This window comes from Streptomyces sp. NPDC028305 (assembly GCF_055569495.1).
Genome location: NZ_JBVHTN010000001.1, coordinates 1415926 through 1440122 on the forward strand (window position 1 = coordinate 1415926; position 24197 = coordinate 1440122).

22 protein-coding genes are annotated in these 24197 nt (G+C 73.8%); 6 read left to right on the forward strand and 16 right to left on the reverse strand.

Annotated features, from left to right (window positions below; translation table 11 throughout):
• Positions 1 to 93: 93 nt before the first annotated feature.
• The 5 genes from ACZ4WQ_RS06480 to ACZ4WQ_RS06500 are packed head-to-tail and all read right to left on the reverse strand — an operon-like array spanning position 94 to position 6297.
• Positions 94 to 1458, reverse strand: a complete 1365-nt coding sequence (locus tag ACZ4WQ_RS06480; RefSeq protein WP_311730428.1) for an FAD-dependent monooxygenase — start codon at positions 1456 to 1458, stop codon at positions 94 to 96.
• The gene (locus tag ACZ4WQ_RS06485) at positions 1455 to 2255 is read right to left on the reverse strand and encodes an SDR family oxidoreductase (protein ID WP_398369125.1); all 801 of its coding nucleotides are present in this window, start codon (positions 2253 to 2255) and stop codon (positions 1455 to 1457) included. Before ACZ4WQ_RS06485 ends, ACZ4WQ_RS06480 begins: the two co-directional genes overlap by 4 nt.
• The gene (locus tag ACZ4WQ_RS06490) at positions 2245 to 4539 is read right to left on the reverse strand and encodes an AMP-binding protein (RefSeq protein WP_398369123.1); all 2295 of its coding nucleotides are present in this window, start codon (positions 4537 to 4539) and stop codon (positions 2245 to 2247) included. Before ACZ4WQ_RS06490 ends, ACZ4WQ_RS06485 begins: the two co-directional genes overlap by 11 nt.
• On the reverse strand, positions 4532 to 5497 hold the full coding sequence (locus tag ACZ4WQ_RS06495) for an aromatase/cyclase (protein WP_398369121.1): 966 nt from the start codon (positions 5495 to 5497) through the stop codon (positions 4532 to 4534). The genes ACZ4WQ_RS06490 and ACZ4WQ_RS06495 overlap by 8 nt, the downstream gene beginning before the upstream one ends.
• A gap of 14 nt (positions 5498 to 5511) precedes the next feature.
• Positions 5512 to 6297 (reverse strand): SDR family NAD(P)-dependent oxidoreductase, encoded by a 786-nt coding sequence (locus tag ACZ4WQ_RS06500; RefSeq protein ID WP_311730432.1) that lies wholly within the window; start codon positions 6295 to 6297, stop codon positions 5512 to 5514.
• A gap of 176 nt (positions 6298 to 6473) precedes the next feature.
• Here ACZ4WQ_RS06500 and ACZ4WQ_RS06505 point away from each other — a divergent pair, with 176 nt between their 5' ends.
• Positions 6474 to 6962 carry a nuclear transport factor 2 family protein gene (locus tag ACZ4WQ_RS06505; RefSeq protein WP_398369118.1) on the forward strand — a complete coding sequence of 163 codons (489 nt, stop codon included), beginning with the start codon at positions 6474 to 6476 and terminating at the stop codon, positions 6960 to 6962.
• Here the strand turns inward: ACZ4WQ_RS06505 and ACZ4WQ_RS06510 are convergent, their stop codons facing one another.
• The 7 genes from ACZ4WQ_RS06510 to ACZ4WQ_RS06540 all read right to left on the reverse strand — a co-directional run bounded on the left by ACZ4WQ_RS06510 (position 6963) and on the right by ACZ4WQ_RS06540 (position 13360).
• The gene (locus ACZ4WQ_RS06510) at positions 6963 to 7085 is read right to left on the reverse strand and encodes a hypothetical protein (protein ID WP_398369116.1); all 123 of its coding nucleotides are present in this window, start codon (positions 7083 to 7085) and stop codon (positions 6963 to 6965) included.
• 197 nt (positions 7086 to 7282) lie between these two features.
• On the reverse strand, positions 7283 to 8485 hold the full coding sequence (locus ACZ4WQ_RS06515) for a nucleotide disphospho-sugar-binding domain-containing protein (protein ID WP_398369114.1): 1203 nt from the start codon (positions 8483 to 8485) through the stop codon (positions 7283 to 7285).
• An 11-nt stretch (positions 8486 to 8496) separates the two neighbouring features.
• Positions 8497 to 8781 (reverse strand): acyl carrier protein, encoded by a 285-nt coding sequence (locus ACZ4WQ_RS06520; RefSeq protein WP_385347116.1) that lies wholly within the window; start codon positions 8779 to 8781, stop codon positions 8497 to 8499.
• A 47-nt stretch (positions 8782 to 8828) separates the two neighbouring features.
• Positions 8829 to 10064, reverse strand: coding sequence for a ketosynthase chain-length factor (locus ACZ4WQ_RS06525; RefSeq protein ID WP_398369112.1), 1236 nt, complete (start codon positions 10062 to 10064; stop codon positions 8829 to 8831).
• Entirely contained in the window at positions 10058 to 11347 is a 1290-nt protein-coding gene (locus ACZ4WQ_RS06530) for a beta-ketoacyl-[acyl-carrier-protein] synthase family protein (protein WP_361189327.1), read from the reverse strand. Before ACZ4WQ_RS06530 ends, ACZ4WQ_RS06525 begins: the two co-directional genes overlap by 7 nt.
• A 160-nt stretch (positions 11348 to 11507) precedes the next feature.
• Positions 11508 to 12284 (reverse strand): cyclase family protein, encoded by a 777-nt coding sequence (locus ACZ4WQ_RS06535; protein ID WP_311730439.1) that lies wholly within the window; start codon positions 12282 to 12284, stop codon positions 11508 to 11510.
• Positions 12285 to 12535: 251 nt separating this feature from the next.
• Complete coding sequence (locus ACZ4WQ_RS06540) at positions 12536 to 13360, reverse strand: AfsR/SARP family transcriptional regulator (RefSeq protein WP_311730440.1); 825 nt, start codon at positions 13358 to 13360, stop codon at positions 12536 to 12538.
• A gap of 254 nt (positions 13361 to 13614) precedes the next feature.
• Here ACZ4WQ_RS06540 and ACZ4WQ_RS06545 point away from each other — a divergent pair, with 254 nt between their 5' ends.
• The 3 genes from ACZ4WQ_RS06545 (at position 13615) to ACZ4WQ_RS06555 (ending at position 17643) form a co-directional block, all read left to right on the forward strand.
• Entirely contained in the window at positions 13615 to 13794 is a 180-nt protein-coding gene (locus ACZ4WQ_RS06545) for a hypothetical protein (RefSeq protein WP_311730441.1), read from the forward strand.
• On the forward strand, positions 13794 to 16253 hold the full coding sequence (locus ACZ4WQ_RS06550; RefSeq protein ID WP_398369109.1) for a TOMM precursor leader peptide-binding protein: 2460 nt from the start codon (positions 13794 to 13796) through the stop codon (positions 16251 to 16253). The genes ACZ4WQ_RS06545 and ACZ4WQ_RS06550 overlap by 1 nt, the downstream gene beginning before the upstream one ends.
• Positions 16254 to 16401: 148 nt before the next feature.
• Complete coding sequence (locus ACZ4WQ_RS06555; RefSeq protein WP_385347125.1) at positions 16402 to 17643, forward strand: sensor histidine kinase; 1242 nt, start codon at positions 16402 to 16404, stop codon at positions 17641 to 17643.
• Positions 17644 to 17726: 83 nt separating this feature from the next.
• Here the strand turns inward: ACZ4WQ_RS06555 and ACZ4WQ_RS06560 are convergent, their stop codons facing one another.
• The 3 genes from ACZ4WQ_RS06560 to ACZ4WQ_RS06570 are packed head-to-tail and all read right to left on the reverse strand — an operon-like array spanning position 17727 to position 20863.
• A complete protein-coding gene (locus ACZ4WQ_RS06560; protein WP_311730444.1) occupies positions 17727 to 18332 on the reverse strand; it encodes a response regulator transcription factor in 606 nt (201 codons plus the stop codon).
• A 21-nt stretch (positions 18333 to 18353) separates the two neighbouring features.
• Entirely contained in the window at positions 18354 to 19154 is an 801-nt protein-coding gene (locus ACZ4WQ_RS06565; RefSeq protein WP_398369106.1) for a 4'-phosphopantetheinyl transferase family protein, read from the reverse strand.
• Positions 19151 to 20863: an AMP-binding protein gene (locus ACZ4WQ_RS06570; RefSeq protein WP_398369104.1), complete on the reverse strand. Its 1713-nt coding sequence runs from the start codon at positions 20861 to 20863 to the stop codon at positions 19151 to 19153. Before ACZ4WQ_RS06570 ends, ACZ4WQ_RS06565 begins: the two co-directional genes overlap by 4 nt.
• 301 nt (positions 20864 to 21164) lie before the next feature.
• On the opposite strand from ACZ4WQ_RS06570, the gene ACZ4WQ_RS06575 reads away from it, so the two are divergent.
• Positions 21165 to 22145, forward strand: a complete 981-nt coding sequence (locus ACZ4WQ_RS06575; protein WP_311730472.1) for an ABC transporter ATP-binding protein — start codon at positions 21165 to 21167, stop codon at positions 22143 to 22145.
• Positions 22145 to 22870, forward strand: coding sequence for an ABC transporter permease (locus ACZ4WQ_RS06580; RefSeq protein WP_311730447.1), 726 nt, complete (start codon positions 22145 to 22147; stop codon positions 22868 to 22870). The genes ACZ4WQ_RS06575 and ACZ4WQ_RS06580 overlap by 1 nt, the downstream gene beginning before the upstream one ends.
• Before the next feature lie 36 nt (positions 22871 to 22906).
• On the opposite strand, the gene ACZ4WQ_RS06585 is transcribed toward ACZ4WQ_RS06580, so the two are convergent.
• Positions 22907 to 24178 carry a M6 family metalloprotease domain-containing protein gene (locus ACZ4WQ_RS06585; RefSeq protein ID WP_398369101.1) on the reverse strand — a complete coding sequence of 424 codons (1272 nt, stop codon included), beginning with the start codon at positions 24176 to 24178 and terminating at the stop codon, positions 22907 to 22909.
• Between the last annotated feature and the right edge of the window lie 19 nt (positions 24179 to 24197).

The window sequence follows — 24197 nt, forward strand, 5'->3', positions numbered from 1 at the left end:
CCTGGTCGAGGACCCCTCGAAGACCGGTGAACCTCGCCACGGACCTGCCGTGCACCGGACTTCCGGTCCGACGTGGGCCACGTCGACGGCCTTCTAGCCGTGCGAGATGCGGATCGACGGATTGCCGTAGGCGATGCGGTGAAGGACCTTGCGGTAGAGCGGCGTGTGCCGCAGCACGCGGGCGAGCCGGGGGCGGACCCGGGTGGCGATGGGGCCCTGCGAGAGCATCGCCTTGCTCTGGAGGGTCTGGAGCCGCATCACGGCCGCGATGTCGGGGCCGCGGCGCTCTTCGAAGACCCCGAGGCGGGCCGCGCCGGTGTCGCCCGCGGCCAGCGCGCCGACCAGGACCGGGTGCAGCACCACCGCGTCCTGGACGGCCAGGTTGATGCCCTGGGCGCCGATCGGGCTGTGGGTGTGGGCGGCGTCGCCGATCAGCACCAGCCCGTCGTCGGTCCAGCGCTCGGCCCGCGAGGAGAACACGTCCAGCAGGCTGAGGTCGCGCGGGGAGCGGATCTGTTCGCGGATGAGGTGGGCGTACGGCGGCACGGCACGGCAGAGCTGTTCCCTGACGTGGTCCAGGCCCTGCCCCGCGATGTCGCGGTACCCCTGGTGCGGCAGGGTCCAGCCGATCTGGATGCGGTCGGGCCACGAGGCGTAGGCGAGCACGGGGCTGCCACCGGCGCGGAACACCCGCACATCGCGGAGCGGGGGCTCGACGCCCGGCCGCTCCCGCGCCCGTTCCCGCCGGCTCTCCTGCCCGGCCTCTCTCCTGCCGCTCTTCTTCTCGGTGTTCTTCTCGGTGTTCTTGCCGGTGTTCTTGCCGGTGTTCTTGTGCTCCGTGAGCTTGAACCACAGCACGTCGTGGTCGAACGCCTCGGTGCGCCCCGCCCCGATGCCCGCCAGCCGCCGGATCCGCGAATAGCGCCCGTCCGCGCCGACGACCACCCGGGCCCGTACGGTGCACGGGCCCTCCGGCCCGGCGGCGGTGACGCCCGCGACGCGCCCCTCCCGGCGCACCAGACCGCCGACCCGGCGCCCGTCCAGCCACTGGAAGCCGTCGAACTTGGCGCAGTGGTCGAGGAGTTCGTCCAGTACATGCGCCTGGGGGATGCTCAGCAGGTGGTCGTACGGGGCAGGCAGCAGCCGGTAGTCGGCCTCCAGCAGCACGCGGTCCCCCTCGACCAGGCGGAACCGGTCGTGCTCGTGTCCGCCGCGGGCCCGGGCCCCGGTCAGCACGCCGAGTTCGTCCAGCAGCGCCATCGCACCGGGCTGGAGGATCTCGCCGCGGAACTCCCGGTGGTGGCCGCGGGCGCGCTCCACCACGGCCACCCGGACGCCCGAGCGCAGCAACAGCAGGGCCAGGACCAGCCCGGCCGGTCCGCCGCCGACCACGCACACGTCGGTGTCGAACTCCTCCGCCACCTCGCCTCCCTTCCGGTCCGCCGGGGCCGCGCTCACGCGCGCAGCCCCAGGCCGCCGTCCGCGGTGATCACCTGGCCCTGGATCCAGCCGGCCTCCGCCGTGCACAGCAGGGCCACCACATCGGCGATGTCGCGCGGGGTGGTGAGCCGGCCGCCGGGGGTGCGCGCGGCCAGCGCCGCGGCGGCGGCCGGGTCGGGGGTGTCCGGCCCCTTGTCGAGCTTCGCGGTGGCCACCGCGTTGACCGCGATCCGCCGGCCCGCCAGCTCCACGGCGAGATAGCGCACCAGGCTCTCCAGCGCCGCCTTGGCGATCCCGGGGCCGACGTAGCGCGGTACGGCCCGGTGGGCCCCGCTGCTGGACACCGCGACGATCCGCCCGGGGCCGCCCGCCATCAGCTCGGCGATCGCGGAGGCCCCGTACAGCAGCGGGTCCAGGGCGGCCGAGAGGTCGGCCCGTATGTCCCCGGGGCGCGCCCCCACCGCGGGCATGGGGTGCCAGGAGGCGGCGCTGTGCACGAAGATGTCCAGCCGGCCGTACCGCTCGCGCACCTCGGCCAGCAGCGCGCGCAGTTGCTGGGGGCTGGTCACATCCGCCCGGCGGGCGATCGCGCCGCCCCCCAGTCCGGACAGCTCGCGGAGCGCGCGTTCGGCGTCCGCGTCGCTGTGCGCGTAGTCGAGGATCACCTGCGCGCCCGCGACGGCCAGCTTGCGGGCCACCGCGAACCCGACCCCGCGGGTCGCGCCCGTCACCAGCGCGACCTTTCCCTCCAGCCCCAGCGTGACCGGGTCACCCGGGTCACCCGGCTCACCCGGCTCGGCTGGTTCAGGCGACATGGTTCGCCGCTTTCCGGTCCGCGGCATGAGCGGCCAGGTGCACGGCGCGCTCGGCCGTACCGGCGGCCGGGGCACCGGTACGAGAGGCGCGCCAGGAGCCCCCGTCCGACCACCAGGTGACGAAGGTGTAGCTGCCGGGCCTCGTCAGCGACCGGCTGAGGTCGGCGTGCAGAAAGCCCGGCCGCGCCGCCAGGTCCCGGACGTACGCCCGGTAGGAGTCGGCGAAGGCGTCCAGGCCGGCCCCGGCCCCCTCGGCCCCCTCTGCGCCCTCGGCGCCCAGATGCTCGACGACCACCACCGGCGCGCCCTCGGCGACATCGCCGCCCGCCCGCAGCACATTGAGGGACGGATCGGCGTCCACGTCCACCAGCTCGTGGAACTGCTCGGCGTGTGCCTGGAACACCTCGCTGCCCCGCACCCGCTGGAAGGACTCGGGCGAGCGCCAGCGGCCGAGGTTGACGTACACCCCCGGGCGCTCCACCAGCCGTACCGCCTGGTGTGAGTCGAAGCCCTCCTGGGCGCGCATCCACGCCACATGGTCGAGGAAGCGCCGCTCGAACTCATCGGCCCGGCCCGGGTCCTTCAGCGTGAAGGTGTTGATGACGGTGAACAGACCGGTCGGGTGGTCCAGCTCGTCGCATGACGACATCGGGGTACGGCCTTCCTGGGTGTGGACGAGGGCGTCGCGCAGGGCGCGGCGCCGCACCTTTCCGTTCGCGTTGCGCGGGATGGCCTCCACCACCTCGATGTGGTGCGGCCGCTGGTAGTACGGGAGCCGGTCGGCCACGGCCGCCGCGATGGCCTCCGCGATGGCCTCCGGCCCGCCCGCACCCGGCCGGAGCACCACCAGCGCGGCGGCGAGCGCGCCCCGCGCGGGATCCGGCAGGCCGAAGACCACGGCCTCCCGGACCAGTTCGTGGTCGAGCAGCACCTGCTCGACCTCGGCCGGCGCGACGAGGAAGTTGTCGCACTTGAACGTGTCGCCGAGCCGGTCGACCAGGAACAGCCTCCCCTCCTCGTCGATCCGGCCGACGTCTCCGGTGGAGAACCAGCCGTCGTCCTCCAGGCCGGTGCCGTCCGGGCCGCCGAGGTAGCCCTTCATCACCTGCGGCCCGCGCACCTGCACCTCGCCCACCTCGCCGGGCGCCGACACCGTACGGCGCTCGACGTCCACGACCCGGCACTCGGTGCCCGCCACCGGGCGGCCCACCGAGCCGGGCGCCGGGCGGGCCGGGTCGTCGCTGTGGGTCAGCGGGGACGTCTCGGCGAGCCCGTACCCCTGAAACACCGGCACCCCGAACCGCTCGGCCAGCCGCGCCGCGTCCCGCACCGGCAGCGCCGAGCCGCCCGACGCGATCTGCCGTACGGTCGTCAGCTCCAGGCCGTCGAGGGCGGGGTCGGCGGCGAGCCGGGCGAGCCTGACCGGCAGGCTGTAGAAGTGGGTGGCGGAGTGGCGGTTGGCCGCCGCCACCGCGTCGAGGGGGTCGGGCGCGGCGCACAGCACCTGCGTGGCGCCCGCGAACACGGCCGAGTTGAGGTGCATGGGGTGGTAGGTCGGCAGGTGGTTGAGTGCGACCGAGCCGCCGTCGACCCGATGGGCCTCGGCGATCTGCGCCGCGTTGACGACCAGGTTGCGGTGGGTGAGCCGGACGGCCTTGGGCAGTCCCGTCGTACCGCTGGTGAACTGGACGCACACCACGTCGTCCGGGCCCACCGTGCCGGGCGGCCCCACCAGCGTCCGCTTCTCCAGCACATCGTCCAGGCGTGGCACGTCCGGCCCGGTCGCCCCGGGCTCGGCCGGGCCGATCAGCACCACCTCCCGCAGCGCGGGCAGCCGGTCGCGCACGGCGGCGAGCCGCGCGTACAGCCCGGCGTCCACGAGCGCCAGGCGCGCCTCGCTCACCGACAGGGTGTGCAGCAGCGCCTCCTCGCGCAGCAGCGGGTTGACCACCGCCACCACGTTTCCGCAGCGTGCGGCCGCGTAGTAGGCCACGGCGAAGTCCGGGTGCAGGACGGAGGCGACCGCCACCACGGAGCTGCCCCCCCGGCCCGGGGGCAGCAGCCGCCGCAGGGCGTCCGCGGCGCGCGACACCCGCAGGTCGAGCCCCGCGAAGTCCAGCGTCTCCCGGCGGGCCGGGGTCTGCCCGGAGTTTCCGTCCCACACCAGCGCGGGCCGGGTGGGGTGGGCCCGGGCCGCCTCGGCCGGCAGCCCGTCGAGCCGCACGGCCCCGCCGCCCCTCCCGGCCCCGCCGCCCCGCTCAGCCCTATGGCTCGGCTCACTCACGAGTGGCCGCCTCCGCGAACGCCCGCGCGTGGCGGAGCGTCGTGGTGCTGTTGGTGCTCAGCGCGCGCTGTACGAAGGCGCGGGCGTCGGCGACGGTCTTGTCCGGTCCGAGCACCCGCTCCACGGCCTCCGGCTTGAGGATCACGGTGTGCCGGGAGGTGACGGCCACGCCGTCGCCGGCCGGGGTGATCGTCCAGCTGCCGGTGTGCGCGGTCATCAGCGCGGGCACGGTGGTCTGCTTGTAGACGATGCGGTCCGGCCCGAAGCAGACCCGTACGGACTCGGTGGTGTGCACCGAGCCGTCGGCCGTGCGGGTGTCCATCGTCATCACCTGGACGCGCGGCTCGGTGGCGTCGGCCGGGTCCTCCTTGAGGTCGAGCCGGGACACATGCGGCAGCCGCTCGGGCCACAGATCGGCGCGGTACAGATAGTCGTACACCAGCGCGGGGTCGCCCGTCGTGAACACCGTGTCCTCGAAGGAGAACTCCAACTCTCCCATCCTGTCGCCGAGTTCCGCGAGCGCCTTGACCGCCGCCAGCTCGGAGTCGCTGTTGCGGTCCACCGCCGCGGTGATCCAGCGGACGCCCGACGGGTCGTCGTCGACGGCACGGAAGTCATGGCGCAGCTCCAGCCGGGAGATGTTCTCCCCATGCGCGGTGATGATCCACTCACCGCCCATGGCCGCCACCGGTGGCGCGGAGACCTCCTGCCGGAAGGTGACGCGCAGCCCGTCCGGGTCCAGCTCGCGGCGCGAGGTCCAGCTCTTGACCACCTCGCCCGCGGTGGCCCAGATCCGGATCCGCTCGCCGTCGGGCGTCCGCTCCAGGTGTTCGACATGCACGTTGGGCGCGAAGCGCTGGGGCCAGTCGGCGACCTCGGCGATGATGTCGTACACCGCGCGGGCCGGGGCCAGCACGGTGATGCCGTGCGTGGTCAGATATGTGTCGGTGGTGGTCACGGCGCGCATTCCCCTCAGTAATTTCCCAGCCCGCCACAGACGTTGAGCGCCTGGGCGGTGATGGACGCGGCGGTGTCGGTGACCAGATAGCCGACCAGGCCCGCCACCTCCTGCGGGGTCGAGTAGCGGCCGAGCGGGATCTTGGCCTGGAAGCGTTCGAGGATGGCCTGCTCGGTGGTGTCGTACACCGCCGCGTAGCCCTGGCGGACGCGCTCGGCCATCGGCGTCTCGACATACCCGGGGCAGACCGCGTTGACGGTGATGCCGGTCTTGGCCAGCTCCAGGCCGACGGCCTTGGTGAAGCCGATCACGCCGTGCTTGGAGGCCGAGTACGGGGCGCCGAGCACGACGCCCTGCTTGCCGCCGGTGGACGCGATGTTGACGATCCGGCCCCAGCCGCGGTCCCGCATCCCGCCCTCGGCCAGCACCTCGCGGGTGGTCAGGAACACGCTGTTGAGGTTGGTGTCGATCACGTCGTACCACAGCTCGTCGGCCAGCCCGGCGGTCTCGCCGCCGCCGCTGCGCCCGGCGTTGTTGACCAGGACGTCGATCCGGCCGTACCGCGCGGTCACGGCCGCCAGCAGGGCACGCACGTCCTTCCGCTTGCTCACATCGGCGCGGGCGCCGTCGGCCTCGTGGCCCGCGGCCCGCAGCTCCTTGACGGTCATCTCCAGGGACTCGGCGGTCCGGGCGCAGATGAAGACCGCGAGGCCCGCCGCCGCCAGCCCCCGCGCCACCGCGAGACCGATTCCGCTCGTGCCTCCCGTGACCAGCGCCACTCGCCGCTCGTCGCTCGCCATGCGCGTCGTCCTCCCCGGGATCCTTGGTTGCGTTGTCTGCACCGAAGAGTGACCGGGGGCTCTCGATCCTCGATCGCACGGCGGTCGAGCGGGCTGTTCGACCGCCCGTCAAGGGGCGTGCGAGGGCACGCGGCGACGCTGCCGCGCGACACACAGGACGCGAGAGAGGGACCGTCATGACCGTCGCGGCACGCCCCGCCACCACCGCACCGGCAAGCCCCGCCGGGCCCACCGGCCCCACCCGGCCCACCGGCCTCGCCGAGCTGTATGCGGAGATCCAGCAGTTCTACGCCCGCCAGATGCAGCTGCTCGACGACGGCGAGGCCGAGGCCTGGGCGGAGACCTTCGCCGAGGACGGCGTCTTCGCCGCCAACGCCCACCCCGAGCCGTTCACCGGCCGGCCGGCCATCGCCGCCGGCGCCCGCCGGGCCACCGACGACTTCGCCGCGCGTGGCATCCGGCGCCGCCACTGGCTGGGCATGCTCTCCCTCGAACCGAAGGACGAGCACACCGTCTTCGTCCGCTCGTACGCCCAGGTCATCGAGACCGCGCGGGGCGGCCAGTCCGCGCTGCGGGCCTCTACTACGTGCGCGGATCTGCTGGTGCGGCGGGACGGCCGATGGCTGGTGCTCGACCGCCGGATCCACCGCGACGACCTGGACTGATCACGCGCGGGCGTGGATGTCCAGCCCGCTCGCGCCGGGCGCCTCGACGCCCGGCAGCAGCCGCATGTCGCGGCCGTGGTCGCCGCCGGTGAGGGTGCGGAACGGAACGGGCTCGTCCGTCACCTTCTCGGCCGTGAACGGCCGAGCTTGGGCGCTCGGTCGTTCACACCTCGTCGCCCTCCCGACTGCCCCCCCACAGCGCGGACAACGCTGTGCGGTATAGGCCGCATCCACCTCGAGGAACGGCACCCCGCGGCCCTGCGGGCCTTGTGGACGAGGTGCCGGCCGAGCTGGTGGAACGGCCAGGAGGACAGGGCGTCTCAGGCCGCGCGCGGGGCCGCGGCGCGCGCCGGCGCGGGGCGCGCCCCGGCGAGTTCCTCCAGCTCGGCGACCACCTCCGAGGGCGCCGGCATCGCGGCCATCTCGTCGCGCACCCGGCCCGCCGCCGCCCGGTAGGACCGGTCGTCCAGCACCTCGCGCAGCGCCGTACGGATCGCCTCGGGATCCAGCTGCTCACCGGGGTCGAGCGACCGGCCGGCGCCGCAGGCCTCGATCCGCTCGGCGTAGACGCCGAGGCTGGGCAGCGGTGGGGCCAGGACGAGCTGGGGCAGCCCGTGGCGCAGAGCCGTCAGCCCGGTGCCGGAGCCGCCGTGGTGGATCAGGGCCGTGCAGCGCGTCAGGAGCTGCGAGAGCGGCGTGGGCTCGATCACCTGTACGTTGCCGGGCAGCGGCGCCAGTTCCTCGGCGCGCGCCCGGGACAGGGTGAACACGCCCCGCACCCCCTCCAGCCCCTCGAACGCCCGGGCCGTCGCCGCCAGCGTGGCCGTCCCCGACTTGTCGATGGTCCGGGAGCTGAACGACACGCATATGGTCCGCCGCTCCGGCGAGGCCATCGGCCCCCGGACGGGGTAGCTGCCCGGGCCGTTGTACGGCACGAACCGCACCGGCCTGGCCGGGGCCGCGCGGGGGTGGCGCAGCAGCGGCGGGCAGGGGTCGAGCAGCAGGTCGGGGTCGGGCAGCAGCCCGCCCGGGGTCCCCACCCGCTCGCACACGGACCGCAGCGCGGCGCGGGCGGGGCCGCGGGCCAGCGTGGTCAGGACGTCGGTGCCCCAGCGGTGGACCACCGACGGCACGCCCAGGGCGCCGGCGACGATCGTCCCGCAGAACTCGACCGGGTCCGACAGGACGAGGTGGGGGCGCCACTCCCGGGCGAATCTCAGATACCCGTCGATCACCCGGCCGACGCGGAACCGCCAGCGGACCGCGAGCGCCTCCCAGTCGGGTTCCCACGCCGCCGCGGGCGCCCCTCCCGTACGCCGGGCCGGAGCGGGGGGCGGGGCGTCGGCGGGCAGCGGCTCGGCCTCGATGTCCACGGTGTGCAGCCCGGCGGCGCGGGCCACCTCCACGGCCCCGGGCTCCCCCGCGCAGATCACCTCATGGCCCGCCCCGGCGAGCGCCCAGACCAGCGGGACGAGCGGCAGCAGATGGCTGCTGATCGGGGTGACGACGATGAGTACGCGCACGGCGGCTCCCCCTAGGCCTGGGCGGGCCGGGTGCGCGCCTCGGTCAGGCCCGCGTTGACGTACTGGAGCAGCAGCCGGGGCGTGACGGCCTCGGCGACCGTGTCGTCGGCCAGCGTGACGCCGTACTCGCGCTCGATGCGGCCCACGGTCTGAAGCACGGCGAGGGAGTCGTAGTTGAGGTCGGTGAAGGGGGTGTCGAGCACATCTCCGTCGAGGTCGACGGTCTCGTCCTCGCCCGCGCACTCGCGCAGCAGGGTGGTCAGCTCGGACAGCGTCATCCGGGTCATCTGTGTCATCGTGTCCATCTCTCTCTTCGGGGCTGCGGGCCGACTGGTGGCCGCGGTCAGTGGGGGCGGGCCGCGGCGACCACGGCCGCCGCGTTGAAGCCGCCGCGGCCGCGGGCCAGCACCAGGGCGGTGCGTACGGGGCGGGGGCGCGGCTCCGCGGTCACCAGGTCGAGTTCGAGGCCCTCGGCGAGCCGGGTGACGTTGACGGTCGGCGGGATCAGGGCGTCGCGGATCGCGAGCAGGGCGGCGGCGAGGTCGAGGGCGGCCCCGCCCGCGTACAGCCGTCCGGTCATGGTCTTGGGCGCGGTGACCGGCACCCGGCGGGGCCCGAAGACGGCGGTGACGGCCTCCGCCTCGGCCCGGTCGAGGTCGGGCACGCCCGCGGCGTCGGCGAAGACCACATCGATGTCCTCGGGGGCGAGGCGGGCGTCGGCCAGGGCGAGTTCGACGGCGCGGCGCAGGGCGGGGACGCCGCCGACGCGCTCGCTGCCCGGCCTGGCGTCGAAGGTGGCGGCGTAGCCCGCCAGTTCGCCGTAGACGCGGGCGCCGCGGGCGCGGGCCTCGGCGGCCTCCTCCAGGATCAGGATGGCCCCGCCCTCGCCCGGCACATAGCCGCGGGCGGCGGCGTCGAAGGGCAGATAGGCGCGCGTGGGGTCGTCGGCGAGGCTCAGCCGGCCGCCCGCGAGCTGTGCCGTCCAGCCCCATGGGCAGATCGCCCCGTCCACGCCGCCGGTGACGATGAGCCGGCTGCTGCCGCGCAGCCGCCGGCGGGCCTGGGCCACCGCGTCGAGGCCGCCCGCCTGCTCGGTGACGAGGACGCCGCTGGGCCCGCGCAGCCCGTGCCGGATGGAGATCTGGCCGGTGTTGACGGCGTAGAACCAGGCGAAGGACTGATACGCGCTGACGTACTGCCCGCCCTTGCTCCACAGCGCCTCCAGCTCGCGCTGGCCGAACTCGAAGCCGCCCGCGGAGCTCGCGGTGACGACCCCGGCGGAGTACTCGGGGAGCTGGGCGGGGTCGGTGCCCGCGTCGTCGAACGCCTCCTGGGCGGCGGCCAGGGCGAGCCGGGTCATGTGGTCGGTCTGCGGCAGCAGGCGGCCCGGGATGTGTTCGGCGGCGTCGAAGCCGGGCACCTCGCCCGCGAGCCGGGCCGGGTAGCCGGAGGCGTCGAAGCGGCTGACCGGGCGGATGCCGCTCTCGCCGTTCAGGGTGGCCTTCCACCACTCCGGGGTCGACAGGCCGTTGGGCGCGGCGACGCCGATGCCGGTGAACACGGCCGCGGCGCTCACCACGCTCCCCTCTCGGACCGCTCCGAGTCCGCCCGGGCCAGCACGATGGCGCTCTGAAAGCCGCCGAAGCCGCTCCCCACGCTCAGCACCGTGTCGATGCGCTGCTCGCGGGCGACCAGCGGGGTGTAGTCGAGGTCGCACTCGGGGTCCGGCTCATGGAGGTTGGCGGTGGGCGGTACGACACCGTGTTCGATGGCCAGGGCGCTGGCGGCGATCTCCAGGGAGCCGATGGCGCCCAGCGAGTGGCCGACCATCGACTTGATGGAGCTGATGGGCGTGGCCCGGGCGTGCTCGCCGAGAGCGCGTTTGAAGGCGGCGGTCTCATGGCGGTCGTTCTGCTTGGTGCCGGAGCCGTGCGCGTTGATGTAGTCGACGGCCGTCGACGGCAGCCGGGCCTCGTCGAGGGCGACGCGGATGGCCTCGGCCATCTCCCGGCCGTCGGGGCGCAGCCCGGTCATGTGGTACGCGTTGCAACGGGACGCGAAGCCGGCGACCTCGGCGTAGACATGGGCGCCCCGGCGGCGCGCCAGGGACAGCTCCTCGAGGACGAAGAGGGCCGAGCCCTCCCCCAGGACGAAGCCGTTGCGGGTGCGGTCGAAGGGGCGCGAGGCGTGCTCGGGGTCGTCGTTGCGGGGCGAGGTGGCCTTGATGGCGTCGAAGCAGGCGACCGTGATCGGGGAGATGGGCGCGTCGGTGGCCCCGGCGACCATGACGTCGGCGCTGCCCTCCCGGATGAGTTCGACGGCGTGGCCGACCGCGTCGAGGCCGGAGGTGCAGCCGGTGGAGATCACCGACGCCGGGCCCTGGGCGCCCACGGCCCAGGCGACCTCGGCGGCGAACGAGCTGGGCACGAAGTGGTCGAAGAGGTGCGGCACCGCGTAGGTGTAGTCGACGAGCCACTTCGCGCCGCCGTCGCTGACCACGCGGTATTCGGTGTCCAGGCTGGTGGTGGCGCCCACCGCGCTGCCGACGGTGACCCCCACCCGGTACGGGTCGAACCCGGCGCCGCCCAGCGCCCCGGCGGCCTCGATGCCGCTGTCGGACACCGCCTCCCGGGCCGCGACCACCGCGAACTGCGAGGCGCGGTCCATGCGGCGCACCTGCTGCGGCGTCAGGCCCTCATGGTGCGGGTCGAAGTCGGCCTCGGCGGCGATCCGGGAGCGGAAGCGGGTGGCGTCGAAGAGGGAGATGGCGCGGGTGGCGGTGCGGCCCTCGGTCAGCAGCGACCAGAACTCCTTGGTCCCCACGCCGCCCGGGGCCACCACGCCTATGCCGGTGATCGCCACCCGCCTCCTCCCCCGTCGATCGGTAACGCGCTGATGCTTCACGTCGGTTCGACCTTCCTGCTCGATGCCGTCCGTGCCGTCCGTGCGACAGTGCCGCCGGCCTCTCAACCGCCGCTCGACTCGGGACGGAGCGCCCCGACGGCGGGCGGCGGGGCGTCCGTCACTCGTCGAGCAGCGCCACGGCCCGGGTCCAGCCCGCGCCCGCGCCCGCGATCTTCACGGGGAAGCACGCGACCCGGAATCCGGTGGGCGGCAGGGTCTCAAGACCCGCCAGCCGCTCGATCTGGCAGTACTCGCGGCGGCGGCCCGCGAAGTGGGCGGGCCACAGCACCGAGGGGTCGCCGGTGGCGTGGTAGCGGCGGATCATGTCGCCGAAGGGGGCGTCGAGGCTGAACGCGTCGGTGCCGATGACGCGGACGCCGAGGTCGAGCAGATAGTCGGTGGCGGGCCCGTCGAGCCCGGTGAACTCCGTGAAGTAGCGGGGCGTTCCGACGTGCCGGGAGGCGCCGGTGTGCAGCAGGACGATGTCCAGCGGCTGGGGCCGGCAGCCGATGCGGGCCAGCTCCTTCTCCAGGTGCGGGACCCCGACGGTGCGGGTGTCCGGCTCCACGCCCGTGATGTCCAGGACGTGGGCGGGGCGCAGAAACCACTCCAGGGGCATCTGGTCGATGGTGCGGGGCACCCCGTACGCGCCGGTCGAGCCGTAGTGCGCGGGGGCGTCGACATGGGTGCCGGTGTGGCTGGTCAGGGTGAGCGTGTCCAGGGAGAGCAACTCCTGGCCCGGCAGTTCGGCGGGGTCGAACTCGATGCCGAAGTGTTCGCGCATCTCCTCGCTCATGTGGCGGGCCGCCTCGGCCGGCGTCATGATCTCGTGGATCAGCGGGTCCGGCTCCCAGCCGGAGGCGTCCACCGGTGTCGACAGGTCGATGATGCGCATTGCGGGCCCCCTCTGGCTCGTGGTGTGTCTCACCGCCGGACCGTGGCAGGAGGCCCTGGAATACGGCTGGATCCAGCCGACGCGGACAGGGCGTACGGGACCCGGACAGCACTACGGCTCCGCTCTCCCGCGCGGGGGGTGTCGGGGAGCGGAGCCGTAGCCGGCCCGGCAGAAGGGCGGCGCCGGGCGTTCGGGGGGGGGTACGGGTGGAGCGGCTGAGGTGCGGAGGTACGGCCGGGCCCTGCCCGGCCCTACGCGGCGAACAGGTCGAGCACGGGACGGCGCCAGTGGGCGCTCGGCTCCAGGTCGAGCGCGGGGTCCGAGGCGAGCACCGCCTGTTGCAGCTTCTGGAGCCGCGGCGAGGGTTCGAGCCCCAGATCCTCGACGAGCCTGCCGCGCAGCCCCTGGTACACCTCCAGCGCCTGCCACGGGCGGCCGGACCGGTACAGGGCGGCCATGCACTGCGCGTGAAGCCCCTCGTGGAGCGGATGTCGGGCCGTCAGCTCGGTAAGCTCGGTGAGCAGTTCGGCATGGCGGCCGAGGCGGAGGTCGGCCTCGATCCGCCGCTCCAGGACGCCCAGCCGGCTCTCCTCCAGCCGGGCCAGCTCGATCTCCAGGATCGGGCCGACGCGCACGTCCACCAGGGCGGGGCCGCGCCAGACCGCCAGCGCCTCGCGGAACAGGAACGACGCCTCGACGTCGTCGCCCGCGTCGAGCGCGTCCCGCCCGGCGGCGACCAGCCGGTCGTACTCATGGATGTCGACCGCGCCCGGCTGGGCCTCCAGCACATATCCGCCGTACCGCGTGGCCAGCACGTTCTTCGACGCCTCGGGCGCCTGGGGACCGTACGCCGCGGCCAGTCTCCGCCGCAGCTGGAGGATGTACGTCTGCAAGGTGGTCAGTGCGCTGCGCGGCATCTGCGCGCCCCAGATTTCCTCCATAAGTGTGGGCACCGGGAGCATCTGGTTGGCGTAGACCGAAAGCAGTGCAAGGATCTGCCGCGGCTTGCCCGCGCTGGGCACGATCGACTGACCGCAGGCCTCGACGCTCAGTGGCCCCAACACCTTGATGTCCATGGTCCTGTACACCTCCGTCAGACGGTCCGCCAGGTGCCTCGTTGGCCGCGCGGCCTTGCCATTGAGACACGTAGAAGCCTCGCGTGCGGGCCGTGGACGCGGCCAGTGCCGGACTCCCGAACTGCCCATGAGTCCTGCGAGGCGGAGGTCATGACAAGTTCACACCCTGGTTATGACATAAGCACTGGCAAGCCATGGATCCGTCACCGCAGACTCCTTGCCAGGACCGCCTCTTACCCCGAGGAGAGCCCCCAATGACCAAAACATCCATGCTCCCCGCGAGCCCCCCGGCCCGGTACGCCACGGGCCCGAGCAGCGCCGACCCGGGCGGCCAGCTCCCCGTCGCCGACGATCTGGTCATCGAGGACCTCTTCGCCGACCCCTGGCCGGCGCCCGCGCCGGGAATCTGCATCTGCACCATCAGCGTCTGCTGATGGGCACATTGGGCTTCTCCCCGCATCTGCGGGTCGAGCGGGTCCCGGGAGAGGCCGTCTATCTCGTCTCGGAGCGCGGCGTCACGGCGCTGCACGGGCGGACGGTCGAGACGCTCGCGCCGCTGCTCGACGGGTCCAGGGACCTGGAGCGCATCCTCGCCGAGGCCGCCGTGCGCACCGGCGCGGCCGGCGTCACGGAAGCCGCTGACGCCGCCGGGGCCATGGACGTCACCGGTGCCACCGGTACCGCCGGCACCACAGGCGTCACAGGTGTCACCGGCGTCGTCGACAGCGCGGTGCGGACCGCCGCCGCACAGGTCGAGCGCGTCATCGCCCGGCTGTGCGAGGCGGGCCTGGTGTGCGAGCGCGGGCGCCACCCGCGCCCCGAGGACGCGTACTGGGGGCTGGCCGGGGTGACCACCGCCCCCGCCATGGCCCCCCTCGCCCTCCCGAGGAGGCCCTGCGCCGCCGCCCTGCGGGCCGCCGCCGTGACGCCCGTGGCCCTCGGCTGCACGGGCCGGGACGAGGCCGTCCAGGCGCTGCGGGCGGCCGGCATCCGCGCACTGGACGAGGACGGGTCATGTCAAATCGACAAGCGTCAACACAGCGACGCGCATCTCACTCTTGTGGTGTGCGACGACTACCTCGATCAACGCCTCTCGGCGCTCGACGCCGAGCACCGGGCGGCCGGCCGCCGCTGGCTGCCGGTCAAGCCCGTCGGCACGACGGCGTGGATCGGCCCGTTCCTGGGCGGACCGGACGACCCGTGCTGGTCCTGCCTGGCCGACCGGCTGTGGCGGCGGAGACAGGCGGAGGCGCACGTCCAGCGCAGACTCGGCCGCCAGGGCCCGGTGCCGCTCCCGCCCGCGTCGCTGGCCGCCAGCCGCGCGGCCGCGCTCCAGCTGGCCGCGCTGGAGGCGGCCGGCTGGCTGGCCGGGCACCGCCACCCGGGACAGCGGGCGCTGTGCACCCTGGACACCCTCACCTCCGCCCTGGAACACCACGCGGTGAGCCGCCGCCCGCAGTGCCCCGCCTGCGGGGACCCACGGCTGGTCGCGACCCGGATACGGACGCCCATGCCACCGCCCGCGGCCGCGCCCCCGGAGCAGTTCGCCGAGATCCCCGCGCGGCGGATCATGGAGACGTACGGGCATCTGATCAGCCCCGTGACCGGGCTGGTGAGCGAGATCCGCCGGGACCCGCGCGGGCCCGCCTTCCTCAACTGCTTCCACGCCAGGCACCCTTCGTACGCCAACGTGCACGCCGCCAACGCCACCGACGCGCCCGGCGCGCGCTCCGGCCCCGGCGCGCCCCCCGGCCTCGACGTCATACGGGCCGGGCTGCACACCGCCGCCCACGGCAAGGGCATGACCACCGAGCAGGCCCAGGCGAGCGCGCTGTGCGAGGCCCTGGAGCACTACAGCGGCCACTTCCAGGGGGACGAGCCCCGCCTTCGCGCCCGCTACCGCGACCTGGACCCCGAGGACGCCGTACACCCCGACGCGGTGCAGCTCTTCGACCCGAGACAGTTCCACGACCGGGGCACCTCCGCGCGCCACCGGGTCTGCGATCCGTTCGACGAGGGGGCGGAGCTCGACTGGACGCCGATGTGGTCGCTCACCGCACAGCGCCACCGGATGCTGCCCACCGCCCTGCTGTACTACGGCGCACCCCAGCCGCCGGGGCGGCGCTACTGCCGGGCCGACTCCAACGGCGCCGCCGCCGGGGGCGGTCTGGCCGACGCGGCGCTGCGCGGCTTCCTGGAGCTGGTGGAGCGGGACGCGGTGGCCCTGTGGTGGTACAACCGCACCCGCCAGCCGGCGCTCGACCTCGACGCCTACCACGACCCGTGGATCGCCGAACTGCGCCGCGTCCACGGCGAACTGCGGCGCGAGGTGTGGGCGCTCGACCTGACCTCCGACCTCGGCATCCCGGTGGTGGCGGCCGTGTCCCGCCGCCACGACAAGCCCGCCGAGGACATCACCCTGGGCTTCGGCGCCCACTTCGACCGGCACACCGCCCTGCGCCACGCGCTGGCCGAGCTCAACCAGATGCTGCCGCCCGTGGTCGAGGCCCGCGCCGACGGCGGCGGGTACGGCGCGACGGCCGACCTCGAAGCGCTGCGCTGGTTCCACACCGCGACCCTCGCCAACCAGCCCTACCTGGCCCCGTCAGGGGCGGTGGCGGAAGGCGCGGACATATCCGGTCCGTCGCCCCTGCCCCGCGATCCCCTGTGCCACATAGCCGAGTTGGTCCGCGGGCTCGGCATGGAGCTGCTCGTACTCGACCAGACCCGGCCGGATGTCGGGCTGCCCGTGGCGAAGGTGCTGGTGCCCGGACTGCGCCCGCACTGGGCCCGCTTCGCGCCCGGCCGGCTCTTCCAAGCGCCGGTGACCCTGGGGCGGCTGAAAGAACCCACCCCGTACCACGACCTCAACCCCGTCCCGCTCTTTCTGTAAACCCTTGTGATCGGCCGTGAGCTCCAGTAACCCTTTGTGCACCGTCAGCCTCCTACGCCGTCTCTCCACCCCTGGAAAAGTTCGGATACTCTCGGGCAAGCCACCCAATCCGGCTCGACCATCCGGAGGACGAGTGCAGGGGACCCCCTTGCCCGACGCAGCCGGGAACGACCCGGCTCGTTACCGCGACGATCTCGCGCCGCGCCTGGCCGTGGTGATCACGGCGGTCGTGCTCGTGGGCTACTTCTGTGTCGCGGTCACCTACGTGGTCGACGCGCGCCCGTCCGGACGGGCCCTGGACGCGGCGCTGTTGATGCTGGCGCTGCTCCCGGTGCTGGCCGCCCTGCTGGGGCTCCAGCTGACGCACTCCTTCCCCGGGCTCGCGCCCCGGCTCAGCGGGGCCCGGCACTGGACGCTGGGGCTCCAGGCGCTGCTGACCTTCCTCCCCTTCGCGGTCTTCAAACACGCCTGGCTCGGCATGCCGGGGTTTCTGGCGGGCTCCTCGCTGCTGGTGCTGCCGCCCCCGCTGTCCTGGGTGGCCTTCGCCGCCATCATGGGGTGCACCGATGTGCTGCTGTTCCAGGTGGGGTTCGGGTGGGGCGAGGTGGCATACACGACCGTCTCCACCGCCCTGACCGGGCTGGTGGTCTTCGGCCTCTCCCGGCTGTCCGGGCTGGTCGCCGAGGTGTCCCGGTCACGAGCCGAGCTGGCCCGTCTGGCGGTGGCCCAGGAGCGGCTGCGGTTCGCCCGCGATCTGCACGACCTGCTCGGCTACAGCCTGTCCACCATCACCCTCAAGTGCGAGCTGGTCCACCGCCTGGTGCCCCCGGAGAACTCCCGCGCCCAGCAGGAGCTGTCCGAGATCCTTCAGACCTCGCGCCAGGCGCTCGCGGACGTACGGGCGGTGGCCAGCGGATACCGCAAGATGTCGCTGTCCGCGGAGGCCGGCACGGCCAAGTCGATGCTGGCCGCCGTCGGCATCGACACCACCGCGGAGGTCGACTGCGGGGAGCTGCCCGGTCTGGTGGACACCGTGCTGGCGAGCGTGTTGCGGGAAGGGCTGACCAACGTGCTGCGCCACAGCAAGGCGGAGCACTGCACGATCGAGGCGCGGCGCACGGACCGCACCGTCCGACTGACGCTCGCCAACGACGGGGTGGGCAAGCCCTCGACCATTCTGCGCGCCGACAGCTCCGACCGGTCGGACGGCGGCAGCGGGATCGGCAACCTCAAGGTCCGGCTGGAGCATCTGGGCGGGCGGCTGAGCGCGCGCGTACGCGACGATGGCTGGTTCGAGCTGCGGGCCGAGCTCGAACTGCCCGTGGAGGCGGCGCCGGAGGGGCGTGAGCGGGGCACGGAGGACGAGTACGGCTGCACGGTGCGGCGGTGAGCGGTGAGCGGTACGACGTCGTCGGTGGGGCGGCCCGCCCCACCGACGACGTATGGAGGTATGACGGCGTGACGGCGTGACGGCTACAGCCAGCCGGCCTCGCGGGCGATGCGGATGGCGTCGACCCGGTTCCGCGCGTTCAGTTTGGTGACGACGGACGTCAGATAGTTGCGCACCGTCCCCACCGACAGATAGAGCCGGGCCGCGATCTGCGCGGAGCCCTCCCCCTGGGAGGCCAGCAGCAGCACCTCCAGCTCGCGCGGGGTCAGCGGCTGCGGCTTGTCGTCCAGGGCGGCGAGGACGAGCTGCGGGTCGATGACCCGCTCGCCCTTCGCGACCGCCCGGATGGCGTCGCACAGCTTGTCCGGGGTGCTGTCCTTGAGCAGAAAGCCCGAGACATGGGCGGCCAGGGCGCGGCGCAGATTGCCGGGTCTGCCCAGGCTCGTGAGCATCATCGTCCGACACTCGGGCACCGCGGTGTGCAACTCGGCGGCGGCGGTCAGTCCGTCCATGCCGGGGAGGTCGATGTCGAGGACCGCGACATCCGGGCGGAGCTCCTTCGCACGCGGCAGGATTTCGGCACCGCTCGAGAACTCGGCGACGACCTCGATATCCGGTTCGAATTCGAGCAGGGCGACAAGTGCCTTGCGCAGCATGTGCATGTCTTCGGCTATCAGCACTCTGACCACGTCGCCCCTGCCCCTGCTTGCTCATCCCCCGCCGTCTGCCCGCATACGATTATTCCCAAATCCCCCCGGCCGCTCCACCAATTCTCGGCCGAATCCGCCCACCGAACACGCGTGCTGGCGCCATACCGCACTCACCAGATGGCCGTTTTCCTTTTCGCCGCCGCTCACTTCGGAGACCATGAAGCGCCATCCACCGCGCGACACCATGGCCTCGAACTCGAATTCGGCGAATGCCAGTCGCATTCCGCGCCCCAGCGCTTTTGTATAGGCCTCCTTCAATGTCCACAGCCGCAGCAGCGCCCGCTCACGCTCGGGTTCGGCGAGTCCGGCCAGTGCCGCGCGCTCGGCGGGGGCGCACAGCCGCGGGCCCACGTCGTCGTAGCACATCGGCCGCCCGGCCGCCTCGACGTCCACGCCGATGCGGCCGCGCCGGCTGACGCCCGCCACGAGCAGGTCCCCGGTGTGGCTGAGGCTGATCTCCACGCGATACCCCCCTGGGCGGACCGCGTACGGCCGCCCACCCGACTCGTACGCGAGGCACACCGCCTCGGCCGTGGTGTCCGACACCGCCGCGACCAGGTGTTTCAGCAGCAGGCGCGAGGCCACGAAGCGCCCGCGGGCCGCCGGGCGGGGCAGGGTGCGCAGGCGCCGCCGGTCGCGGGCGTCGAGCGCCGGGCCCTGGGGACCGGCCGGAGGCCATTCCCGCCACCGGCTGTGGACGACGGCCCGGCCGTGCGCGGCGAAGGCCTCGCGCACCGGGTGCCAGGGGCCGTCGGGCCCGGTCAGCGCCAGGGGCGGCACGGGTGCGCCGTCCGCGCTCACGCCACGCCCCCGGCGGATTCGGTCGATGTGGCGAGTGCGGCGGGGCCGGCCGCGGGCTCGCGTCGACGGGGCGCCAAGTCGCGGTACAACGGCCTGACTTCCCCCCGCAGATACAGCTCGCGGAGCGTGGCGCGGGGCACCTTGTGGGACCCGGCACGACGGACCGTGCCGGGGCGCACGAGCAGCACCGCGCCCGTGGCGGCGCCGAACTCCTCCGCCACGCGCTCGCGGATCCGCCTGGCCAGCCGGGAGAGCACGGCGTGCGAGCCGCCCGCCGTACGGACCTCCTGCACCACCACCAGGGGCCCGGCGCCCGGCCCCGCGCAGAACACCCGGGCGGAACCCAAGGGCCTGCCACAGCGCAGCAGTTCGCGCTCGACGTCCTGCGGGTGCAGGGCCCTCCCGTCCACCATGAGGCTGTCGGCCGGGTGGCCTTCCTGGGTCCGGCCCGTCATCCGGATCTCCCCGTCCCGCGCGAGGCCGAGGTCGCCGGTGCGCAGAAACCCGCCCATCGCGGTGTCGGTGTCGCGCGGGTGGCCCCAGTGACCGGTCCCCACGGCGGGGCCGCGCACCCAGATCTCGCCGACCACGCCGTCGGGCTGCGGGGCGCGGTTCGACGGGTCGACGACGCGGAGGTCCAGGCCGGGGACCGGGCCCCGGCCCTCCGCGGTGAGCAGCGGCGCCGCCTGCGCCGGGGCGTATCCGGCGACCAGGGTGCCGGGGTGCAGCCCGGCGGCGGCGCAGCGGCGCTGGAAGGCCTCGGCGGTCGCGGCCGAGACCGGCTCGGCGGCGTTGAGCGCCGTACGGAGGCGGGACAGGTCGAGCCCGGCCAGCTGCTCGTCGGTGGCCTCGGCGGCGCAGCGGGCGTAGCAGGTGTCGGGGGCGACGGTCTCGGTGATGCGGTGGCGGGCGAGGGCCCACAGCCAGGCGACGGGGTCGGCGAGGTGCGGCTGTACGGGCAGCGGTACGGCGGTGGCGCCCAGCCACAGCGGGTGCAGCAGCTGGCCGATGAGGCCGGAGGTGTGGTGGCTCGGCAGCCAGCCGCCGATCCGGGAGCGGGGGCCGGTGCCCAGCGCGCGGCGCAGCGCGGGCATGGCGGCGAGGAGGTTGCCGTGGGTGATCAGCGCGCCGCGCGGGGCGGTGGCCGGGCCGGTGTCGTAGGCGAGGAGGGCGAGGCTGTCGGGGGTGATGCGCACGGGCGTGGGGTCGGGCGCGGTGGCACCTGTGGTGTCGTGGTCGTGTGTGGCTGTGTCCGGCCGGAGGCCGTCCACGGCCAGGCAGGTGATGCCGGTGCGGCCGACGAGGGAGAGCCTGCGGGAGGTCTCCGTGGCGTGTGCCGTCTCGGTCAGCGCCAGGTCCACGGCGGCGTCCTTGGCGATGGCCGCGAAGCGCTCCGCCTCGGTGCGCGAGGCGGTCGGGGCGGGGACGGGCACGGCGACGGCCCCCGCGTAGAGGCAGCCGAGCAGTGCGGCCGCCGCGTGCGGTCCGGGGTCGAGGGCGATCAGCACCCGGCGGCCGGGCGCGTCGCGGTCCCGGAGCCGGGCCGCCACGGCGCGGGCGCGGGCGTCGAGCGCGGCGTAGGTGATCCGCTGTTCGCCGCCGCCTTCGGCCGGGTGCGCCAGCGCCTCGTCGGCGGCGCACAGCATGGCCCGGTCCATCAGGGCCTCGGCCATGTTCGCCCTGTTCGCCCTGTTCGTTGGATGGTGCATTCTCAACTCCCCAGCGCCGCACGGGACCACCGGCCCGACACCGCCCCGCCGCCTCGGCGTAGGGGGCATCGAGGTGTCGAGGCAGCGGGGCGGCGGCTCGCAGGGAGTCTCGGGGTGGCGGCTCGAAGCCTGCTCGAGCCTGGGCAGGTGATAGGACAACAGGTCATAGGACAAGCGGAGAAGCTGAGCAGATCACCCCTCCGGTCATGACATTTGTCCTGTGAGACTGCGGACTGACGACACTGCCGCGGGCACGGTGGCGTTCCGTAGCGTCTCTTTCATGACGAGCACGAGCACAGCGATGACAGCGGCGGACACGCCCGTGGTGGAGTTCGCCGGGGTGGCGAAGCACTACGGCGCGGTGCGCGCGGTGAAGGGCATCGACCTGACCATCCGGCGCGGCGAGTCGATCGCCCTGCTGGGCCGCAATGGCGCGGGCAAGTCCACCTCGATCGGGATACTGCTCGGCCTGCTGCCGCCGAGCGAGGGCCGGGTGCGGCTGTTCGGCGGCGCTCCGGAGGCGGCGGTCCGCTCGGGGCGGATCGGGGCGATGCTTCAGGAGGGTGCGCTGATCACCCGGGTGACCGTCCGTGAGCTGGTCGCCTTTGTGGCCGGCACCTACCCGAGGCCGCTGCCCGTGGCCGAGACGCTGGAGCTGGCGGGGCTGACCCACCTCGCGGAGCGGCGCGCGGACCGGCTCTCCGGCGGGCAGGCGCAGCGGCTGCGGTTCGCGCTCGCCATGGCGGGCGGCCCGGAGCTGGTGGTGCTCGACGAGCCGACGGCGGCGCTTGACGTCAGCGCCCGCCGGGAGTTCTGGGCGGCGATGCGCGGCTACGCGGCCCGGGGGAACACGGTCCTGTTCTCCACCCACTATCTGGAGGAGGCCGATGAGAACGCCGACCGGATCGTGGTGATCGACAAGGGCCGCAAGGTGGCGGACGGCACCGGTGAGGAGATCAAGCGGACGGTGGGCGGCAATGTGGTCGCCTTCGACCTGGGGGACCGCTCCTCCGAGGGGCTGGAGCAGCTGCCGGGGGTGACGAGCGTCGAGATCCGGCGCAGCCGGGCGTATCTGCGCAGCGCCGATTCGGACGCGACGGTACTGGCGCTCGCCGAGCGCGGTGATGTGCGGAATCTGGAGGTTCGGGTGTCCCGGCTGGAGGACGCCTTCGTCGCGCTCACCACCGGCGCGGACGACACGGACGGCGCGGACGGCGCGGTCAGCGCAGACGACATGGACGGCCGGGACGGCCACGAGGACCGAGAGGAGGCGATGGTCTGATGCTGACATCCATCGCGCTGGAGCTGCGCAGGTCGACCCGGGACCTCGCGTTCCTGATCTTCGGGGTCGCCCTGCCTGTGGTGATGTATCTGCTGTTCACCAACGTCGGCGGTGGGGACGGCGACCGGGACGCCTCGAACACCGCGTCGATGATCGGGATGGCGGCGTACGGCGCGCTCGGCGCGGCCCTGGCGAACGGCACGGGGGTGGCGGAGGACCGGGGGCGCGGCTGGCTGCGCCAGCTGCGGATCACCCCACTGACACCCCTCCAGGTGGTGGGGGCGCGGGCGGTGACCGGCTCGCTGGTGGTGCTGCCGTCGATCGTGGCGGTGCTGACGGCCGGTTTCCTGGTCAACGGGGTGCGGATGCCGGTCCTGCGGGCGCTCGCCCTGGTGGTGGTGTTGTGGCTGGGCACGCTGCCGTTCACGCTGCTGGGCCTCGGCAACGGCTATCGGCTGTCCGCCCAGAGCACGGGGATGGTCAACATGGCGGCCAGCATGGGGCTGTCCATCATCGGCGGGCTGTGGATTCCGCTGAGCGCCTTCCCGCACTGGTTCGGCTCGATCGCCGAGTGGACACCCACCAACCGCTTCGCGCAGCTGGGGTGGGATGTGTCCGAGGGCGCGCTGCCGGCGCTCGGAGCGGTGGTGGTCCTGGCGGGATGGTTCGCGGCGTTCGGCGCCTACGCGGCGTCCGCGTACCGGAAGAGTACGCACACCAGGTGAGGCGGTGTGTCTCCCGCTCTCGCGGCTCGCGTCGGCTCAGGTCGGCCGCGTCTCGCGGTCGACCTCGACGGTCCAGCCGCCATCCGTGGTGCGACCGGTGACGGTCACGCGCACATGGTCCCGCCGCGTGGACAGGGTCTCGCCGACGCCCAGGGTGGCGTCGGCGAGCTCGGGGTAGACCGACTCGTTCCAGCACGCTCCGGTGCCGGGGTGTCCGTCCAGCACCTCGATCGGGCCTTCGCCCGAGGCGGCGTCATTGCGCACGCGGTAGACCAGCACCCCCTCGGTGCAGGTGTCCTCGTCGTTGCCGTACGAGCCGCGTGCCTCGATGGCCAGCGCGGTGGTGGGGCCGGTGCGCACCACGAGGAGGCGGGTGCGGCTGTCGGCGGCCGGGCCGCCGGGCGCCATGGGCGCGCCGAGGGGTTCGAGGGTGTGCAGGGTCGCGCCGGGGGCGCGCACACACTGCACCTGGCGCGGGCGCAGCCATCCGAGCTTCCACTTGTGCCACCCGAAGGGGTCGGGCGCCAGCCCGAACTGGCTGCCCATCAGGTCCCAGTCCCCGACATAGGTGTCCCAGTCGCCTTCGCCGTCGTCGTTCTTCGGCCGGTGGTAGAGGTCGGGGAGATCGAAGACATGGCCGGTCTCATGGGCCAGCACATTCCGGTCCGGCGGGTGGTTCTCGAAGACGGTGACGAGCCGGCGCAGCTCGACACCGTCCGCGCGCAGCGGCTGCTCGAAGTTGACCACTTTTGTTGCATCGGCGTCCACGCCCGGGGCGTCGGGATCGGCCACCAGATAGACCACGTCATAGCGGGCGAAGTTGATGGAGGGGTCGGCGGCGGCGATGGCGTCGCGCAGATACGCGGCCCGCCGCCCGGGGTTCCAGTCGCGCTTTATGGCGTAGGAGGTGGACGCCTCGGGCATCGTGATCCACCGCTTCGCGAGGTGCACCCGCAGCCTGAACTGCCCGTATGACGCCCGCCGGAAGAAGTCGGTGGTCGCGGGGATGTGGTCGGCGGCCAGCCGGCGGGGGGTCACCTTGGGTGTGGCGTCGGGGAAGGCGAGGAAGACCATGGCCGCGTGGACCGTGCGCGCGGGGCGGGGGTAGCTGGTGTTCCAGGTGTCCAGGCCCTCGGAGTGGTGGGCGCCGGTGCGCTCGAGGGTGCACGGGCCGCCCGCGCCGGCGGCGATGGCGGGGCCCGACACCACGGTGGTCGCGATCACGGCGCTCAGCGAGGTGAGCATGGCCCCGGCGCGGCGCAACCGAGGCGGGCACCCCACCCCCGCGGGCAGCTGAGGACGCCCCATGTCGACCTCCCGGACAGAG